This is a genomic window from Lentzea sp. NPDC058436 (assembly GCF_042721515.1).
Taxonomy (GTDB): domain Bacteria; phylum Actinomycetota; class Actinomycetes; order Mycobacteriales; family Pseudonocardiaceae; genus Lentzea.
On the sequence record NZ_JBHXLF010000008.1, the window covers coordinates 236399 to 250628 of the forward strand.

The 14230-nt window shown below is 69.3% G+C and carries 16 protein-coding genes; 9 read left to right on the forward strand and 7 right to left on the reverse strand.

All coding sequences use genetic code 11. From position 1 onward, the window contains the following. The first annotated feature begins 54 nt into the window (after positions 1–54). Positions 55–1560 carry an aldehyde dehydrogenase family protein gene (locus ACFWN2_RS27705; protein WP_382432170.1) on the forward strand — a complete coding sequence of 502 codons (1506 nt, stop codon included), beginning with the start codon at positions 55–57 and terminating at the stop codon, positions 1558–1560. Between the two features lie 22 nt (positions 1561–1582). On the opposite strand, the gene ACFWN2_RS27710 is transcribed toward ACFWN2_RS27705, so the two are convergent. Beyond that, positions 1583–2575 (reverse strand): ABC transporter substrate-binding protein, encoded by a 993-nt coding sequence (locus ACFWN2_RS27710; protein ID WP_382432172.1) that lies wholly within the window; start codon positions 2573–2575, stop codon positions 1583–1585. 144 nt (positions 2576–2719) lie between these two features. On the opposite strand from ACFWN2_RS27710, the gene dhaK reads away from it, so the two are divergent. The 5 genes from dhaK (at position 2720) to ACFWN2_RS27735 (ending at position 8071) form a co-directional block, all read left to right on the forward strand. Further along, positions 2720–3712: a dihydroxyacetone kinase subunit DhaK gene (dhaK, locus tag ACFWN2_RS27715; protein ID WP_382432174.1), complete on the forward strand. Its 993-nt coding sequence runs from the start codon at positions 2720–2722 to the stop codon at positions 3710–3712. 1 nt (position 3713) lies between these two features. Then, on the forward strand, positions 3714–4340 hold the full coding sequence (dhaL, locus tag ACFWN2_RS27720) for a dihydroxyacetone kinase subunit DhaL (protein ID WP_382432176.1): 627 nt from the start codon (positions 3714–3716) through the stop codon (positions 4338–4340). Then, the gene (dhaM, locus tag ACFWN2_RS27725) at positions 4337–5059 is read left to right on the forward strand and encodes a dihydroxyacetone kinase phosphoryl donor subunit DhaM (protein WP_382432178.1); all 723 of its coding nucleotides are present in this window, start codon (positions 4337–4339) and stop codon (positions 5057–5059) included. Before dhaL ends, dhaM begins: the two co-directional genes overlap by 4 nt. Before the next feature lie 586 nt (positions 5060–5645). Next, the gene (locus tag ACFWN2_RS27730) at positions 5646–7421 is read left to right on the forward strand and encodes a 3-hydroxyacyl-CoA dehydrogenase family protein (RefSeq protein ID WP_382432180.1); all 1776 of its coding nucleotides are present in this window, start codon (positions 5646–5648) and stop codon (positions 7419–7421) included. Between the two features lie 44 nt (positions 7422–7465). Beyond that, a complete protein-coding gene (locus ACFWN2_RS27735; protein WP_382432182.1) occupies positions 7466–8071 on the forward strand; it encodes a DUF3558 family protein in 606 nt (201 codons plus the stop codon). Positions 8072–8077: 6 nt separating this feature from the next. On the opposite strand, the gene ACFWN2_RS27740 is transcribed toward ACFWN2_RS27735, so the two are convergent. Further along, positions 8078–8284, reverse strand: a complete 207-nt coding sequence (locus ACFWN2_RS27740; RefSeq protein ID WP_319987431.1) for a zinc ribbon domain-containing protein — start codon at positions 8282–8284, stop codon at positions 8078–8080. Positions 8285–8317: 33 nt separating this feature from the next. On the opposite strand from ACFWN2_RS27740, the gene ACFWN2_RS27745 reads away from it, so the two are divergent. Beyond that, a complete protein-coding gene (locus ACFWN2_RS27745; protein ID WP_382432185.1) occupies positions 8318–8611 on the forward strand; it encodes a hypothetical protein in 294 nt (97 codons plus the stop codon). Here the strand turns inward: ACFWN2_RS27745 and ACFWN2_RS27750 are convergent. The 4 genes from ACFWN2_RS27750 to ccrA all read right to left on the reverse strand — a co-directional run bounded on the left by ACFWN2_RS27750 (position 8608) and on the right by ccrA (position 12575). Beyond that, entirely contained in the window at positions 8608–9300 is a 693-nt protein-coding gene (locus ACFWN2_RS27750) for an alpha/beta fold hydrolase (RefSeq protein ID WP_382432187.1), read from the reverse strand. The genes ACFWN2_RS27745 and ACFWN2_RS27750 overlap by 4 nt on opposite strands. Next, positions 9300–9842 (reverse strand): GNAT family N-acetyltransferase, encoded by a 543-nt coding sequence (locus ACFWN2_RS27755; RefSeq protein WP_382432189.1) that lies wholly within the window; start codon positions 9840–9842, stop codon positions 9300–9302. Before ACFWN2_RS27755 ends, ACFWN2_RS27750 begins: the two co-directional genes overlap by 1 nt. 72 nt (positions 9843–9914) lie before the next feature. After that, positions 9915–11225, reverse strand: coding sequence for a chromosome segregation protein (locus ACFWN2_RS27760; protein ID WP_382432191.1), 1311 nt, complete (start codon positions 11223–11225; stop codon positions 9915–9917). Between the two features lie 36 nt (positions 11226–11261). Further along, positions 11262–12575, reverse strand: a complete 1314-nt coding sequence (gene ccrA, locus ACFWN2_RS27765; protein ID WP_382432193.1) for a crotonyl-CoA carboxylase/reductase — start codon at positions 12573–12575, stop codon at positions 11262–11264. A 163-nt stretch (positions 12576–12738) separates the two neighbouring features. Here ccrA and ACFWN2_RS27770 point away from each other — a divergent pair, with 163 nt between their 5' ends. Further along, the gene (locus ACFWN2_RS27770) at positions 12739–13098 is read left to right on the forward strand and encodes an SPW repeat protein (protein ID WP_382432195.1); all 360 of its coding nucleotides are present in this window, start codon (positions 12739–12741) and stop codon (positions 13096–13098) included. A 61-nt stretch (positions 13099–13159) separates the two neighbouring features. Beyond that, positions 13160–13720, forward strand: coding sequence for a TetR/AcrR family transcriptional regulator (locus tag ACFWN2_RS27775; protein WP_382432197.1), 561 nt, complete (start codon positions 13160–13162; stop codon positions 13718–13720). Here the strand turns inward: ACFWN2_RS27775 and mce are convergent. Next, complete coding sequence (mce, locus tag ACFWN2_RS27780; RefSeq protein WP_382432199.1) at positions 13689–14129, reverse strand: methylmalonyl-CoA epimerase; 441 nt, start codon at positions 14127–14129, stop codon at positions 13689–13691. The two genes, ACFWN2_RS27775 and mce, sit on opposite strands and share 32 nt — an antisense overlap. Positions 14130–14230 lie beyond the last annotated feature (101 nt).

Consider the following 14230-nt stretch of genomic DNA (forward strand, 5'->3'; position numbering starts at 1 on the left):
AGTTCTTCGAGTACGCGTTAGTGTCGAGGTTACTGGCGAGTACGGGAGGGTTCCATGACGCAGACCGCTTCAGGCAGCGCGCTGTCGGCCGATGGCGAGCAGCGGCGGTTCGCATCACTGGACCCGCGCACGGGTGAGGTCGTCGCGCACCACCCGATCCACACGGCCGCGGAGGTCGAGGACGCCGTGGCGTCCGCGCGCGAGGCCGCCGCGTGGTGGGCAGGGCTCGGGTTCGAGGGCCGCAGGACCAAGCTCGACGCGTGGCGCAGGATCCTCTCGCAGCGCTCGGACGAGTTCATCGCGTTGATCAGCTCGGAGACGGGCAAGCCCGCGGACGACTCCCGCGTCGAGGTCGCGCTGGTGATGGACCACCTGCATTGGGCGTCGCGCAACGCGAGCCGGGTGCTCGGCAAGCGCCGGGTGTCGCCGGGCATGCTGATGTTCAACCACAGCGCGTCGCTGGAGTACCGGCCGTTGGGCGTCATCGGCGTCATCGGGCCGTGGAACTACCCCGCGCACACGCCGATGGGTTCCATCTCTTACGCGTTGGCGGCAGGCAACGCCGTGGTGTTCAAGCCCTCCGAATTCACGCCGGGCGTCGGCACGTTCCTCGCCTCCACGTTCACCGAGGCGGTGCCGGAGCACTCGGTGTTCCAGGTGGTCACCGGCTTCGGCGAGACCGGCGCCGCGCTCGTCGCCGCAGGGGTCGACAAGATCGCGTTCACCGGCTCCACCCGCACCGGCAAGAAGGTCATGGCCGCGGCCGCCACCTCGTTGACGCCGGTGCTGGTCGAGTGCGGTGGCAAGGACGCCCTGATCGTCGACTCGGACGCCGACCTGACCGCCGCCGCCGAGGCCGCGATCTGGGGCGCGGTGTCGAACGCCGGCCAGACGTGCGCGGGCGTCGAGCGGATCTACGTGGCGGAGGAGGTCGCCGACGAGTTCACCGAGATCGTGGTGAAGCGCGCCCGCAAGCTCAAGCCGGGCGGCGAACCGAACGCGAACCTCGGGCCGATCACGATGCCGTCGCAGGTGGAGATCATCCGCGAGCACGTCCAGGACGCGCTGGACCGCGGCGGCAAGGCGCTGGTGGGCGGACCGGAGTCGATCAGGCCGCCGTACGTCGAGCCGGTGGTGCTGACGGACGTGCCGGAGGACTCGCTGGCGGTCACCGAGGAGACCTTCGGGCCGACCGTGGTGATCAACCGGGTGCCGAACGCGCTGGAGGGCGTGCGGCTCGCCAACCGGTCGAAGTACGGGCTGGGCGCCGCCGTGTTCTCGAAGTCGCGCGGTGAGGAACTGGCCGCCGAGCTGAGGGTCGGGATGGTGTCGGTCAACTCCGTGCTGACCTACGCGGCGATTCCCGGACTGCCGTTCGGCGGGGTCGGCGACTCCGGGTTCGGGCGCATCCACGGCGAGGACGGGCTGCGCGAGTTCGCCTACGCCAAGGCCGTGACGAAGCTGAAGTTCAAGTCGCTGATCAACATGGCGACGTTCGACAGGTCTTCCATGGCGGGCAAGCAGATGCTGCGCCTCGCGCGGACGCTCTTCGGTCGCTGAAGAGCGTCCACGGCTTAGGGCCTCAGGCGCCGAGCTGCGTCTTCATGTCGTCGAGCACCACGTTCGCGGCCAGCACACCCAGGCCGAGGAAGTAGGTCTCGTCCAGGACCGGCTTGGCCTTGCCCGCCTTCACGGCGTTCAGGCCGGTCCACAACGGACCGCCGAGCACCGACGCCTCCGCGGTCTTGGCCGGGTCGCCGTAGGTGGAGTAGAGGATGAAGTCGCCGTCGGCCTTGCTGATCTGCTCCGCGCTGACCTCGGCGGCCAGGTCGTCCACCTGGGACGGGCTCGGCTGCCCGATCTTGGCGTCGATCAGGATCGTGCCGATGAAGGACTTCTTGGCGTACAAGCGGATGCGGCCGGGCATGAAGCGCAGCGCCGTCACCGCCGGGCGGACGCCGAGCTTCTTCTCGATGGCGTTGCCGGTCTCCGTCGCCTTGGTCGTGTAGTCCTCCAGCATCTTCGCGGCGTCGGCCTGGCGGTCGAGCGCGGCGGCGTTGAGGAGGAAGTTCTCCTTCCACACGTAGCCGGGACGCACGCTGAACACCGTCGGCGCGATCGCCGCGAGCTTCGGGTAGAGGGCCTCGGCGCGCAGCTGCGAACCCAGGATCAGGTCCGGGTTCAGCTTGGTGATCGCTTCGAGGTTGAGGTTGTTGGTGGTGCCGACGTTCTCCGGCGTGCCGCCCTTGTCGCCGATGTAGGACGGCATGGTCGGGGAGCCGTCGGTGTAGGCGATGCCGACGGGCTTGATGCCGAGCGCCACGACGTTGTCGAGCTCGCCCGTGTCGAGCACGATCACCCGTTCGGGTTTCTTCTCGAGCTTGGTCTCACCCATCGCGTGCTTGATGGTGCGGGGGAACTCGCCGGGCTTCTGGGTCGTGCCGAAACCGTTGCTCAGCTCGTTCGCCTTGCCGAAGTCCTCGCCGCCCTGGGCGACGGTCGGTTTGTCCGGCGTGCTGGAGCAGGCGGTCAGGATCAGTGCGACTGCGACGAGCAGCGCTGCTCTCTTCGACACGACGTTGTTCCTCCACTACGGAACGTGATGTTGACCAGCTGTTGTTAGGGCAGGCTAACGGTAGCGGGGACCTTTGCCAGTTCCGAGTGTCAGACCCCCGGAGTAAGAAGGAACACGGTCACCGCCGATCGGGAGGGCTGTTCGATGAAGAAGATCATCAATGATCCGGAAACCGTGGTGCAGGACGCGCTGCGAGGGATGCAGGCAGCCCACTCCGACCTGCTCGCCGTGCACCACGACCCAGCGGTCATCGTGCGCGCCGGTGGGCCCGCACAGGGCAAGGTCGCGCTCATCTCCGGCGGGGGTTCCGGCCACGAACCGCTGCACGGCGGGTTCGTCGGGCGCGGCATGCTCGACGCGGCCTGTCCTGGCCCCGTGTTCACGTCGCCGACGTCGGACCAGGTGGTCGACGCGATCTCCCGCACCGACGGTGGCGCGGGGGCGTTGCTGATCGTGAAGAACTACACGGGCGACGTGCTGAACTTCGAGATGGCCGCCGAGCTCGCGGAGTCGGAGGTCAGGTCGGTCGTGATCGACGACGACGTGGCGGTGAAGGACTCGCTGTACACGGCGGGCCGTCGTGGCGTCGGCGGCACGGTGCTGCTGGAGAAGATCGTGGGCGCGGCGGCCGAACGCGGCGACGACCTGGCCGCGTGCGAGGCGTTGGCGTTGCGGGTGATCGCGTCGGTGCGGTCGATGGGCCTGGCGCTGACCGCGTGCACGGTGCCGCACGTGGGGTCGCCGTCGTTCGAACTGGCGGACGGCGAGATGGAGATCGGCATCGGCATCCACGGCGAGCCGGGCAGGCAGAAGGTCGCGGCGGGCACGGCGTCCGAGATGGTGTCGGCGTTGCTCGAACCGATCCTGGAGGACCTGCCGTTCTCGTCGGGTGACCGGGTGCTGCTGTTCACGAACGGGATGGGCGGGACACCGCTGCTTGAGCTGTACTTGGCGCACGGCATCGCGGAACAGCTGCTGGCGGATCGGGGGATCACCGTGGAACGCAGGCTGGTCGGCCCGTACATCACGAGCCTGGAGATGCAGGGCATGAGTCTTTCGCTGCTTCGTCTCGACGACGAGATGGTCGAACTGTGGGACGCGCCGGTCCACACGCCCGCACTGCGGTGGGGAGTCTGAGGTGGGGTGCACGGCAGCGGACGTCGTGGCGGCCCTGCGAGCCGCCGCGGCCGTCGTCCAGGAACACCGCGACGAACTGGTGCGCCTCGACCAGGCGATCGGCGACGCGGACCACGGCGAGAACATGAGGCGAGGCTTCACCGCCGTGCTGTCCCGTTTGGACGCCGAGCCACCGGACACGCCGGCCAAGGTGCTGAAGCTAGTGGCCACCACGCTGATCTCGACGGTGGGTGGCGCGGCAGGCCCGTTGTACGGCACCGCCTTCCTACGCGCGTCAGCCGCAGTCGGCGACGCCGAAGAACTAGACACCCCGACAATCGCCCGAGCGCTACAGGCAGCACTCGACGGCGTGATAGCGCGAGGCAAGGCAGCAGTGGGCGACAAGACGATGGTCGACGCCCTGACCCCGGCCGTCACAGCGGCCGCGGCAGCCGACGGCTCAGTGGCGGCAACACTGTCCGCGGCAGCCGACGCCGCAGCGGAAGGCGCCGCCTCAACGGTGCCGATGGTCGCGCGCAAGGGCCGAGCCTCGTACCTCGGCGAGCGCAGCGCGGGCCACATGGACCCGGGCGCCCGCTCGACATCGCTCATACTGCGCGCCTTCGCGGACACGGCGGCCAAGGCATGACGGCGGCAGCGGACACCAGCCGCGTGGGCCTGGTGGTCGTCTCGCACAGCGACATGCTCGCCAACGGCGTGGCAGAGCTGGCGGCCCAGATGGCCCCGGACGTCACGGTCCAGCCGGTCGGCGGCACCGAGGAAGGAGGCCTCGGCACCGACTACGGCGCGGTGGTAGAGGCCCTGGCAGACGCAGACTCAGGCGCCGGCGTCGTCGTGCTCTACGACCTCGGCAGCGCCAAGATGACAGCGGAGATGGCCGTCGAATCGGCAGACGACCCGACCCGCTACGCAGTGGTCGACGCACCCCTGGTGGAAGGCGCGGTGGCCGCCGCCGTAACGGCCCAGGGAGGCGCGGGCCTGGCCGACGTGGCAGCAGCCGCCGAAGGAGCCTCGAACGAGGCCCCAACAGCCACCCCGAACCGCCCAGCCCTGCACCTCGTGCAGGGCGCGGTGTCAGGGGGTGCGGTGTCAGCGGAAGTGCTGCTGACCAACGAGGTGGGCCTGCACGCCCGCCCCGCCGCACTGCTGGCCCGCACAGTCGCCGAACTGGACGCCGACGTGGTGGTCCGCTACGGCTCAGAGGAGGCGAACGCGGCCAGCGTGCTCGCCCTCATGGGCCTGAGCGCGCCAGGCGGCAAGTCGATCACCGTGGTGGCCACGGGCAAGGACGCGGAGGAGGCGGTGCGCCGCATCGAGGAGCTGGCCGAGCGAGGCTTCGACGACTAGCGCGGGAGTCTGGTTCGGTTCGTGGAGTTGTCGTTCGGTTGGAGGATTTGCGGAGTTGTCCACAGGCTGCGAGGCACTGATCTGCGGAAACGTTCGGGGCGCGAACCTGTGGACAACGGGGAACCGAAGTCGCGTTTCAATCGTTGCGTGACAAGGAAGCGCGCGGGGGCACTTGCGCTCGGCACCTGTCTGCCGCTTGCCGCCCACCGCATCCGCCACTGCGCCCGTAAGCCACCGCTCACAGTCGGCTTTCTCGCTGCTCCACAGCCCCGAGCCCCGAACCCGGCTCCCGCACGCCTCGCACCTGGCTCCCCGCACGCCTCGCTCTAGGCTCCCCGCGCCTCGCGCCCGCACTCATGCGCGACTACCTCAGCCCACAGCCGCCCACCCCAGCCTCACATGGCCCAACCCCGAATTCCCCCACACGGGTTGAACAGCCAAAACCCCGCCCCCACCCCACCCCTAAACCGATCACTGTTTCGATCCCGATGGCGAAGCTCACCACGCTCACCAGCGCCGGGAGTGGCATAGTCGCCCGCAAGTTACTCCTTGGTAGCCCACGCTTTACCCCGCAGGGAGGTCTGCAGTGGCGCGCGAGATCAACACCGTCGGAGTCGTCGGCTTCGGAACCATGGGCGCGGGCATCGTGGAAGTACTCGCGCGTACCGGGCTCGTGGTCAAGGTGGTGGAGGTCGACGCGGCCGGGGTCGAGCGCGGCCTCGGGCACCTCGAGCACTCGACCACGCGGGCCGTGCAGCGCGAGAAACTGACCGCGGACGAGAGTGCGGCGCTCCACGCGAGGATCAGCACGAGCCTCGACCTTCAGAGCTTGGGGGACTGCGACCTCGTCATCGAGGCCGTGCCGGAGAACGTCGGGCTCAAGGCCGGGATCTTCAAGCAGCTCGACGGGGTGCTGAAGCCCGAGGCGATCATCGCGTCGAACACGTCGTCGTTGTCGATCACCGAGATCGGCGTGCACACCGGGCGGCCCGGCAAGGTCGTCGGGCTGCACTTCTTCAACCCCACGCAGGTCCTCAAGCTGGTCGAGGTCGTGCGCACGGTCGTCACGGAGCCGGACGTGATCGCCGACGTGGTCGCGTTCGCCGAGCGGCTGGGCAAGTCGCCCGTCGTGATCGGGGACCGGGCGGGGTTCATCGCCAACGCGTTGTTGTTCCCGTACCTCAACCACGCGGTCAAGATGCTGGAGGCCAAGTACGCGACGCGTGAGGACCTCGACGCTGCCATGCGGTACGGGTGTGGTTACCCGATGGGACCGTTGGCGCTGCTTGACCTCATCGGTCTGGACACAGCGTACGAGATCCTCGACACGATGTACCACCAGTCGCGCAACCGGTTGCACTCGCCGGCGCCGTTGCTGAAGCAGATGATCACTGCCGGGTTGCTCGGCAGGAAGTCCGGGCGTGGCTTCTACAGCTACGACGGGCCTGACTCGCCGGTTGTCGTCGAGGACGTGCACACGCCGTCCGAAGTGGACAGTGGTGTGCAGGCTCGTGACGTTCAGCGGGTCGGTGTCATCGGGACGGGCACGATGGCCACGGGCATCGCCGAGGTGTTCGCCAAGCGCGGGTACGACGTGGTGCTGCGGGCTCGCACCCGAGACAAGGCCGAGAAGGCGATCGGCGCGGTGCGCAAGTCGCTGGAGCGCGCGGTGAGCAAGGGCAAGCTGTCGGAGCAGGACCGCGACGCGACCTTGCAGCGGATCTCGCCCGCCGTGGAGTTCGTGGAGCTGGCCGACTGCGACCTGGTCGTCGAGGCGGTGGCCGAGGAGATCGGGATCAAGAAGGAGGTCTTCGCGGCGCTCGACGAGGTGTGCAAGCCCGGCGCCGTGCTCGCGACGACCACGTCGTCGTTGCCCGTCATCGAGGTCGCGGCGGCCACTAGCAGGCCCGCGGACGTCGTGGGGCTGCACTTCTTCAACCCCGCGCAGGTCATGAAGCTGGTCGAGGTCGTCGAGACGATCTCCACGGGCGCCGACGTGGTCGCCACGGCCCGCCGGATCTGCCTCGACCTCGGCAAGCACCCCGTGCACTGCGGGGACGTGGCCGGGTTCATCGTGAACGCGCTGCTCTTCCCGTATCTCAACGACGCGGTGCGGATGCTGGAGGCCCACTACGCCGAGGCCGACGACATCGACAACGCCATGAAGGTCGGCTGCGGGCTGCCGATGGGACCGTTCGCGCTGCTCGACGTCGTGGGGCTGGACGTGTCGCTGGCGATCCAGCGCACCCTCTACAACGAGTTCCGCGAGCCCGGGTTCGCGCCGGCGCCGCTGCTGGAGCACCTGGTCACGGCCGGTCGGCTCGGCCGCAAGACCGGCAAGGGCTTCCGCGACTACTCGTGAGCCGCTCACAGGGGCACCATGTCGCGTCTGGCATGGTGGTGGCCATGCGTCGACTGGTGCTCCTGTTGGCTGTCCTCGTCCTCGCGTCCGGCTGTGCGCGGGCGACCGTTGAGGGCAGTCCTGTCGCGCAGAAACCGCTCGACGTCACCTCCCCGTTCGACCAGGAGGGCTCCACCGACCCGAGCACCGACCCCGGCACGGACCCGAGCGCGTCGGAGGACCCGGAGAACGCGCCGATCGACGGCGAGGTCACGCCCGTCTGCGCCAAGCTCAAGTGGACGGACCTGCCCTACCCCGGAGGCAAGGCCGAGACGCCGCCCACGCAGATCAACTACGACTCCACGTTCGAGGAGTCCTGCCGCTGGACGACCAAGGTCGACGACGTCGAGGTCGGCGTCTCGCTGCGGTTCCGCGAGGCCAAGCAGATCACCATCGAGCGCACCACCGGTGAGTGGGACGTGAAGGAGCACAAGGTCTCGTACCTCGACCGCTCCGACGAGCCGGACGTCGAACCGTCGTGCGTCGTGGCCATGCCCTACAACGGTGGCGGGCTCGGCATCATCGTCATCGACTCGAGCGGCAAGTACGGCAGCGTCTGCGACCAGGCCCGCAAGGTCGCCGAGGTGATGGTCGACCGCGAGACGGCCTAGCTCGGCTCAGCCGCAGCAGCCGCCACCGCAGCACCCGCCGCCACCACCGCCGGGCGCGGCCTGCTGCGTGCCGCCGATACCGGCCATGGACAGCAGTTTCACCGTGTCGGGATGGCCTTCCGGGCACGACGCCGGCGAGGACGACTCGCTCATCGGGCGCTGCACGTCGAAGGTGTCGTCGCAGGTTCGGCAACGGAACTCGTAGGTCGGCACGGACCGATTCTACGAGCGCATTACCGTGTGGCCGTGCCTCGTCGTAACAGTCCCAAGCCGGAAGACCACCGACCCCTCGGCGGTGGCGTCGGCTGGGCACGCGCCGAGTCGGGCCCCGACGGCGACTGGCTGGTCCGCGCCATCTCGGGCGCGCAGGCGCAGAAGACCTACCGCTGCCCCGGCTGCGACCACGAGATCCGCCCCGGCGTCGCGCACGTCGTGGCGTGGCCCGCCGAGGAGACCGGCTCGGTCGAGGAACGCCGTCACTGGCACCAGGCGTGCTGGGACTCGCGCGGCCGGCGTGGACCGACCGCGCGCCGCCGCTAGAGGCCTACCTGCACGCGCCACCGTTCGAGCCGCGCGCGGAACTCGTCCGGCTGCTCGACTGGTGGCAGGTGCCCCGCGTTCTCGATGCGCTCGCTCGTGGAGTGGTTGAGCGTCACGGCGAGCTTCGCGGCCACGTCGGGCGGTGTGAGCTTGTCGTGTTCGCCGACGAGCACCAGCGACGGGACGTCCAGCGACTCCAGCACGTCCGTCGAGTCCGGTCGCTTCGCCATCGCCCGCTGCCACCACGCCACGTCCTCGGCGCGCTGGTCGAGGATCATGGTGCGCACCAGCGCCCGCGCTGTGTCCGAGGCGTCCGGGCCCAGCAGGTTCGGCAGCATCGCGTCCGCCAGCCACTCGCCGACGCCCTCGCGTTCGACGCGGTCCGCCATGGCGTGCCGGTTCTCGACCGCTTCCGGCGCGTCCGCGGTGTGCTTGGTGTCGACGAAGACCAGGCCCTTGACGCGTTCCGGCGCACGCCTGAGGAGCGCCATCGCGACGTAGCCGCCCATCGAGCAACCGCCTAGCACGACGCTGTCCAGCCCGCGTTCGTCCAGCACGGCGAGGACCTGGGACGCGACGGTGTCGAGGTCGGGTTCGCCGTGGCCGCGCAACGACGGCGTCAGCGCGCCCGGCACGTCCCACATCCGCGCGTCGAGCGGAAAGGCGTGCAGCAGCACCAGGTCGTCCATCAGCTCTCCCACTCCGGTGCCAGCACCGACCACACCTCGAGGTCCTGGCGGACCCCGCGGTACAGGAAGTACGAGCGCAGCACCCCGTCCCTGCTCATCCCGAGCCGCCGCGCGACCGCGATGCTGGGCGCGTTCGCCGACGACACCAGCCACTCAACCCGATGCACGCCGCGCTCGCGAATCGCCCAGTCGATCAGGACCTTCGACGCCCGCGTGATCAACCCCTTGCCGGTCGCGGAGGGCTCCAGCCAGCAACCGACCTCCGCGCGCCCCTGCGGAATGTCCATCACGCGGAACAACACGCCGCCGACGAGCTTGTCGTCGAGCCAGATCCCGAAGATCCGTCCGGTGTCGTTCGCGGCCTTCTCCGCGTAGCCCTGCAGGAGCTTGCGCGCGCTCTCCAGGTCCTTGGCGGCGTCCGCGAACCCGATGTGCTGCCCGATGAACTCGCGCCCGCGCTCCATGTGCGCGAAGAACTCCTCGGCCTGCCACGGTTCCAACGGCCTGAGCTCGGCGTCCGCGCCGAGCGGTTTCACGAACATCCTGTTCCCCCAAGATGGTGTGACAGATCAGGGGTCCCCCTGGCCGGGGGACCCCTGTGTGAGCTCGCGGTGTCAGGACTTCTTGGCGGTCTGCGGGCGCGCCAGCTTGGCGGTGGGGCCGTCGAGCTGCGCCGCCTCGTTCTGAACGGGCCTGTTCGGCGCGGCCTGCGCGGGAGCCTGCGGCTTGGCCGGGGCCGGAGCGGCTTGCGGAGCGGCGGGCTGTGCCGGAGCGGGAGCCTGGGGCGCGGCCGGCGCCTGCGGAACGGCCTGGGCGGGCTGCGGCTGAACGGGCTGGGACTGAGCGACTGGGGCCTGGGCGGGCTGCGGCTTGGCGGGCTGAGCCGCACCAGGAGCCTGCGCCGGAGCACCCTGCGCCGGAGGCTTCTCCTCGTCCACCGGGTCGAGCAGCGGCACGACCTCCTGCAGTGCCGTCCGCACGTTGTGGAGCTGGTGCGACAGGCGGTTGCGGAGGTTGCGGAGCTGGTCGACGCGCTGCGTGGCCGCCGTGGTGCGGCGGTTGGCCTCCTCGGTGGCCTCGCGCACGCGGCGGTTCGACTCGTCGGTCGCCTCCTGGATGCGGGCGGTGGCCTCGGTGACCGAGTCGTGGCGGCGGCGGTTCGCCTCTTCGGTGGCCTCGCGCACGCGGCGTTCGGCGTCGGCCTTCGAGGTGGTCTGCTCCTGCGCGATGGCCGCGCGGACTCGGGTCGCCTCCTCGGCGGCCTCGCGGACTCGGCGGTCCGCCTCGCCCTTCGAGGTGGCCTCCTGGGTGGCGAGCGTGGCCATGGCCTCGGAGCGGCGGGCCGCCATCGCGATCTCGAAGTCCTCCTCGACGGTCACGCGGCGCTGCTCGGACTCGTCGGCGATCTTGCGGGCGGCGGACTCGGCCTCGGAGACGATCTTCTCGGCCTCGTTGCGGGCCGTTTCGAGGACGCCCTTGTGCTCGGACTCCATCGAGCCGCGGCGGTCGTCGAGCTCGGCGATCAGCTTCTCGTAGCGCTGGCGCAGCACACCCGCGTCGGCCTCGGCCTTGGCGCGGATGTGCCCGCCCTCCGCTTCGGCACGGGCCTTGATCTCGTTCGCCTCGTCCTGCGCCAGCCGCAGCATGCGCTGGAGGCGCTCGGAGAGCCCCTCCAGGGTCGTCGGCGGCAGCGACAGGCGCTCCACCTGGTTGCGCATCTCGGTGATCTCCGAGCGTGCGGCTTCCAACTGGCGCGCCAGATCGGACGTCTGGGACACGGCGGCATCGCGGTCCGCGGCCAGCAGCCGCAGGTCCGAGTCGAGGCGTTCGAGATGATCCTCGACCTGGGCGCGGTCGTAACCGCGCTTGACGATGTCGAAGCCGGATCCCAGTGGGACGAGGTCACGGTCGTCGGCGAGGCCCATGCCCCTCACGCTACCCGTTCGGGTAACCCCGGAAGGTCACACACCCCGGAATCGATTGATAGCTGTGAGGTGCTTCGCGCGCAGTTCGTGATCGAGCACACCAAGACCTTCTTCCGGCGCAAGGCAGAGCACGCCGACCTTGCCCTGGTGCGCGTTGCGGTGCACGTCGTGCGCTGCCTGGCCCGTTTCGTCCATTGAGTACACCTTGGACACCGTCGGGTGGATCTTTCCCTTGGCGATCAAGCGGTTCGCCTCCCACGCCTCGCGGTAGTTCGCGAAGTGGGACGACAGGATGTGCTTGAGGTTCATCCAGAGGTAGCGGTTGTCGTACTGGTGCATGTACCCGGAGGTCGAGGCGCACGTCACGATCTTGCCGCCCTTGCGCGCCACGAACACCGACGCGCCGAACGTCTCACGGCCGGGGTGCTCGAACACGATGTCCGGGTCCTCGCCGCCGGTCAGCTCGCGGATCTTCGCGCCGAACCGCTTCCACTCCCGCGGGTCCTGCTCGTGCTCGTTCTTCCAGAACTTGTAGCCCTCCGCCGAACGATCGATGATCAGTTCGGCGCCCATGGAACGAACGATCTCGGCCTTCTCCGGCGACGAGACGACGCAGACGGGCGTCGCGCCACCGTTCAGCGCGAACTGCGTGGCGTACGAGCCGAGGCCGCCGGACGCGCCCCAGATCAGGACCGTGTCGCCCTGCTTCATGTTCGCGCCGTTGGTCGACACGAGCTGGCGGTACGCGGTGGAGTTCACGAGACCGGGCGAGGCCGCCTCCTCCCACGTGAGGTGGCGCGGCATCGGCATCAGCTGGTTCGACTTCACCAGGGCCAGGTCCGCGAGGCCGCCGAAGTTCGTCTCGAAGCCCCAGATCCGCTGCTGCGGGTCGAGCATCGTGTCGTTGTGCCCGTCCGGCGCCTCCAGCGGCACGTCCAGGCAGTGCGCCACGACGCGGTCGCCCGGCTTCCACGCGGTGACGCCGGGACCGACGCGCACGACGACACCGGCCAGGTCCGATCCCACGACGTGGTACGGCAGGTCGTGCCGGCCGCCCAGCTTGCGCAGGAACCCGAACGTCGACACCGGCTCGAAGATCGAGGTCCACACGGTGTTGTAGTTGATCGCGGACGCCATGACGGCGACCAGCGCCTCACCCGGACCCAGTTCCGGCGTCGCGACCTCGTCGACGTGCAGCGACTTGCGCGGGTCTTTGTCCCGCGTCTCAAGGCCTGAGAACATGTCGGCCTCGTCCGCGTGCACGGTCACGCCCCGATAGCTCTCCGGAACGTCCAAGGAACCGATCGCGTCCAGCTCGTCGGCCAGGATCGCGTCAAGGATCTTCTGCACGGCGGCATTCCTTCCCTAGTGAGGGATAGTCGCAGGTTGCCGGAGGTTACTCAGGAGTAACCGATTCAGAATCCCGCTTGTGAGGGATTCCACTCGGAAGAGTTGACCGGGCGGCCAACCAAGGAGGAGCATCGAGGGTGTCCGAGAAAGGGAGGTGGTGGAGATGACCAAGGCGTGGACCAGGTGGCAGGACTGGGCCGAGGTGGCGATCGGCGTGCTGGTGCTGCTGTCTCCGCTCGTCGTGGACACCTCGAACGCGGCCATGTGGACGATGATCGTGCTCGGCGCGCTCATCGCGATCGACGGGCTCGTCGAGCTCGCACGGCCCGCGATGATCTACGGGGAGTACGTGCAGATGGTGCTCGGAGCACTGCTGTTCATCTCTCCGTGGGTGATGAGCTACAGCGACCTGATGGCGGCCTCGTGGGTCTCCTGGGTCGGCGGTGTGCTCACCGTGGCCGCGGGAGCGCTGGCGATGCCCGCCGCGAACGCGGCGCACTCCAGCGCGGCTCAACCGCACTGATCGATCGCAAACCTGTGGGCCTGGGAAACGTCCCGGGCCCACACACCCGTGGAGGAGACGCGTGGAGGATTCGGCCAAGGAGCGCATCCTGGCCGCGGCCGAGGAGCTGTTCGCCGACGGAGGCTTCGACGCCACCCCGACCTCGCGGATCGCCGAACGCGCCGGCGTGCCCAAGGGCCTGGTGCACTACTACTTCAACCGCAAGCACGACCTGCTCGCCGCACTGGTCGCGCGCCTGCCCGACAGCACGGTCGACCACCGCAGGGTCGTCGTCGCTGGGGACATCGCGGAGTCGCTGAGAAGGCTCGTCGCGGCACTCGACGCACGCCTGAACGCCTCGCCGCTGCTCTCACATCTGTTGTGGCGTGAGGCGGACACGCACACGGCCGTCCGCGACGCCATGAGGGCGCGCTACGACAACGTCGCCGCGCAGATCAAGCAGGTCATCCTCGCCGCGGGCGGCGCGGCCGTCGCGATCAAGGACGTCGAGGCGGCCGCGGCCCTCCTCGCGCTGGCCGTGAGCTACCGGCACTCGGTGGCGCGGCACAGCGACGAGGACGACCCGATCGACCGCGAACTGGCGTTCGTGGCTACCGCTTTGCAGGCTCGACCAGCTCGATGAGCACGCCGCCCGCGTCCTTGGGGTGCACGAAGTTCACCCGGCTGTCGGACGTGCCGCGCTTGGCCGCGTCGTAGAGCAGGCGCAGGCCCTTCGCCCGCAGCGCGTCCGCCGCGAGGTCCACATCGGACACCCGGTAGGCCAGCTGCTGCAGGCCGGGGCCGGAGCGGCCGATGAACTTGGCGATCGTCGAGTCCTCGTTCAGCGGCGCCAGCAGCTGGATCGCGGTGCCGCCGTGGTCGCCGGGCGCGTGCAGCATGGCCTCGCGCACGCCCTGCTCCTCGTTGACCTCCTCGTGCGCCACTTCGAGGCCGAAGTTGTCGCGGTAGAACGCGATGGCCGCGTCGAGATCAGGCACCGCGATGCCGACGTGGTCGATCGCGGTCACGAATCGAGTGAGTTCTGCGTTCATGGTGGGGAAGGGTATCCACGTGATCGGTGCAGGTGCCGCTGTGCGGGGTCTCACACGATTACCGCCCGGTAGCCGCCGGTATGGTGCCTAGTTAACGACCG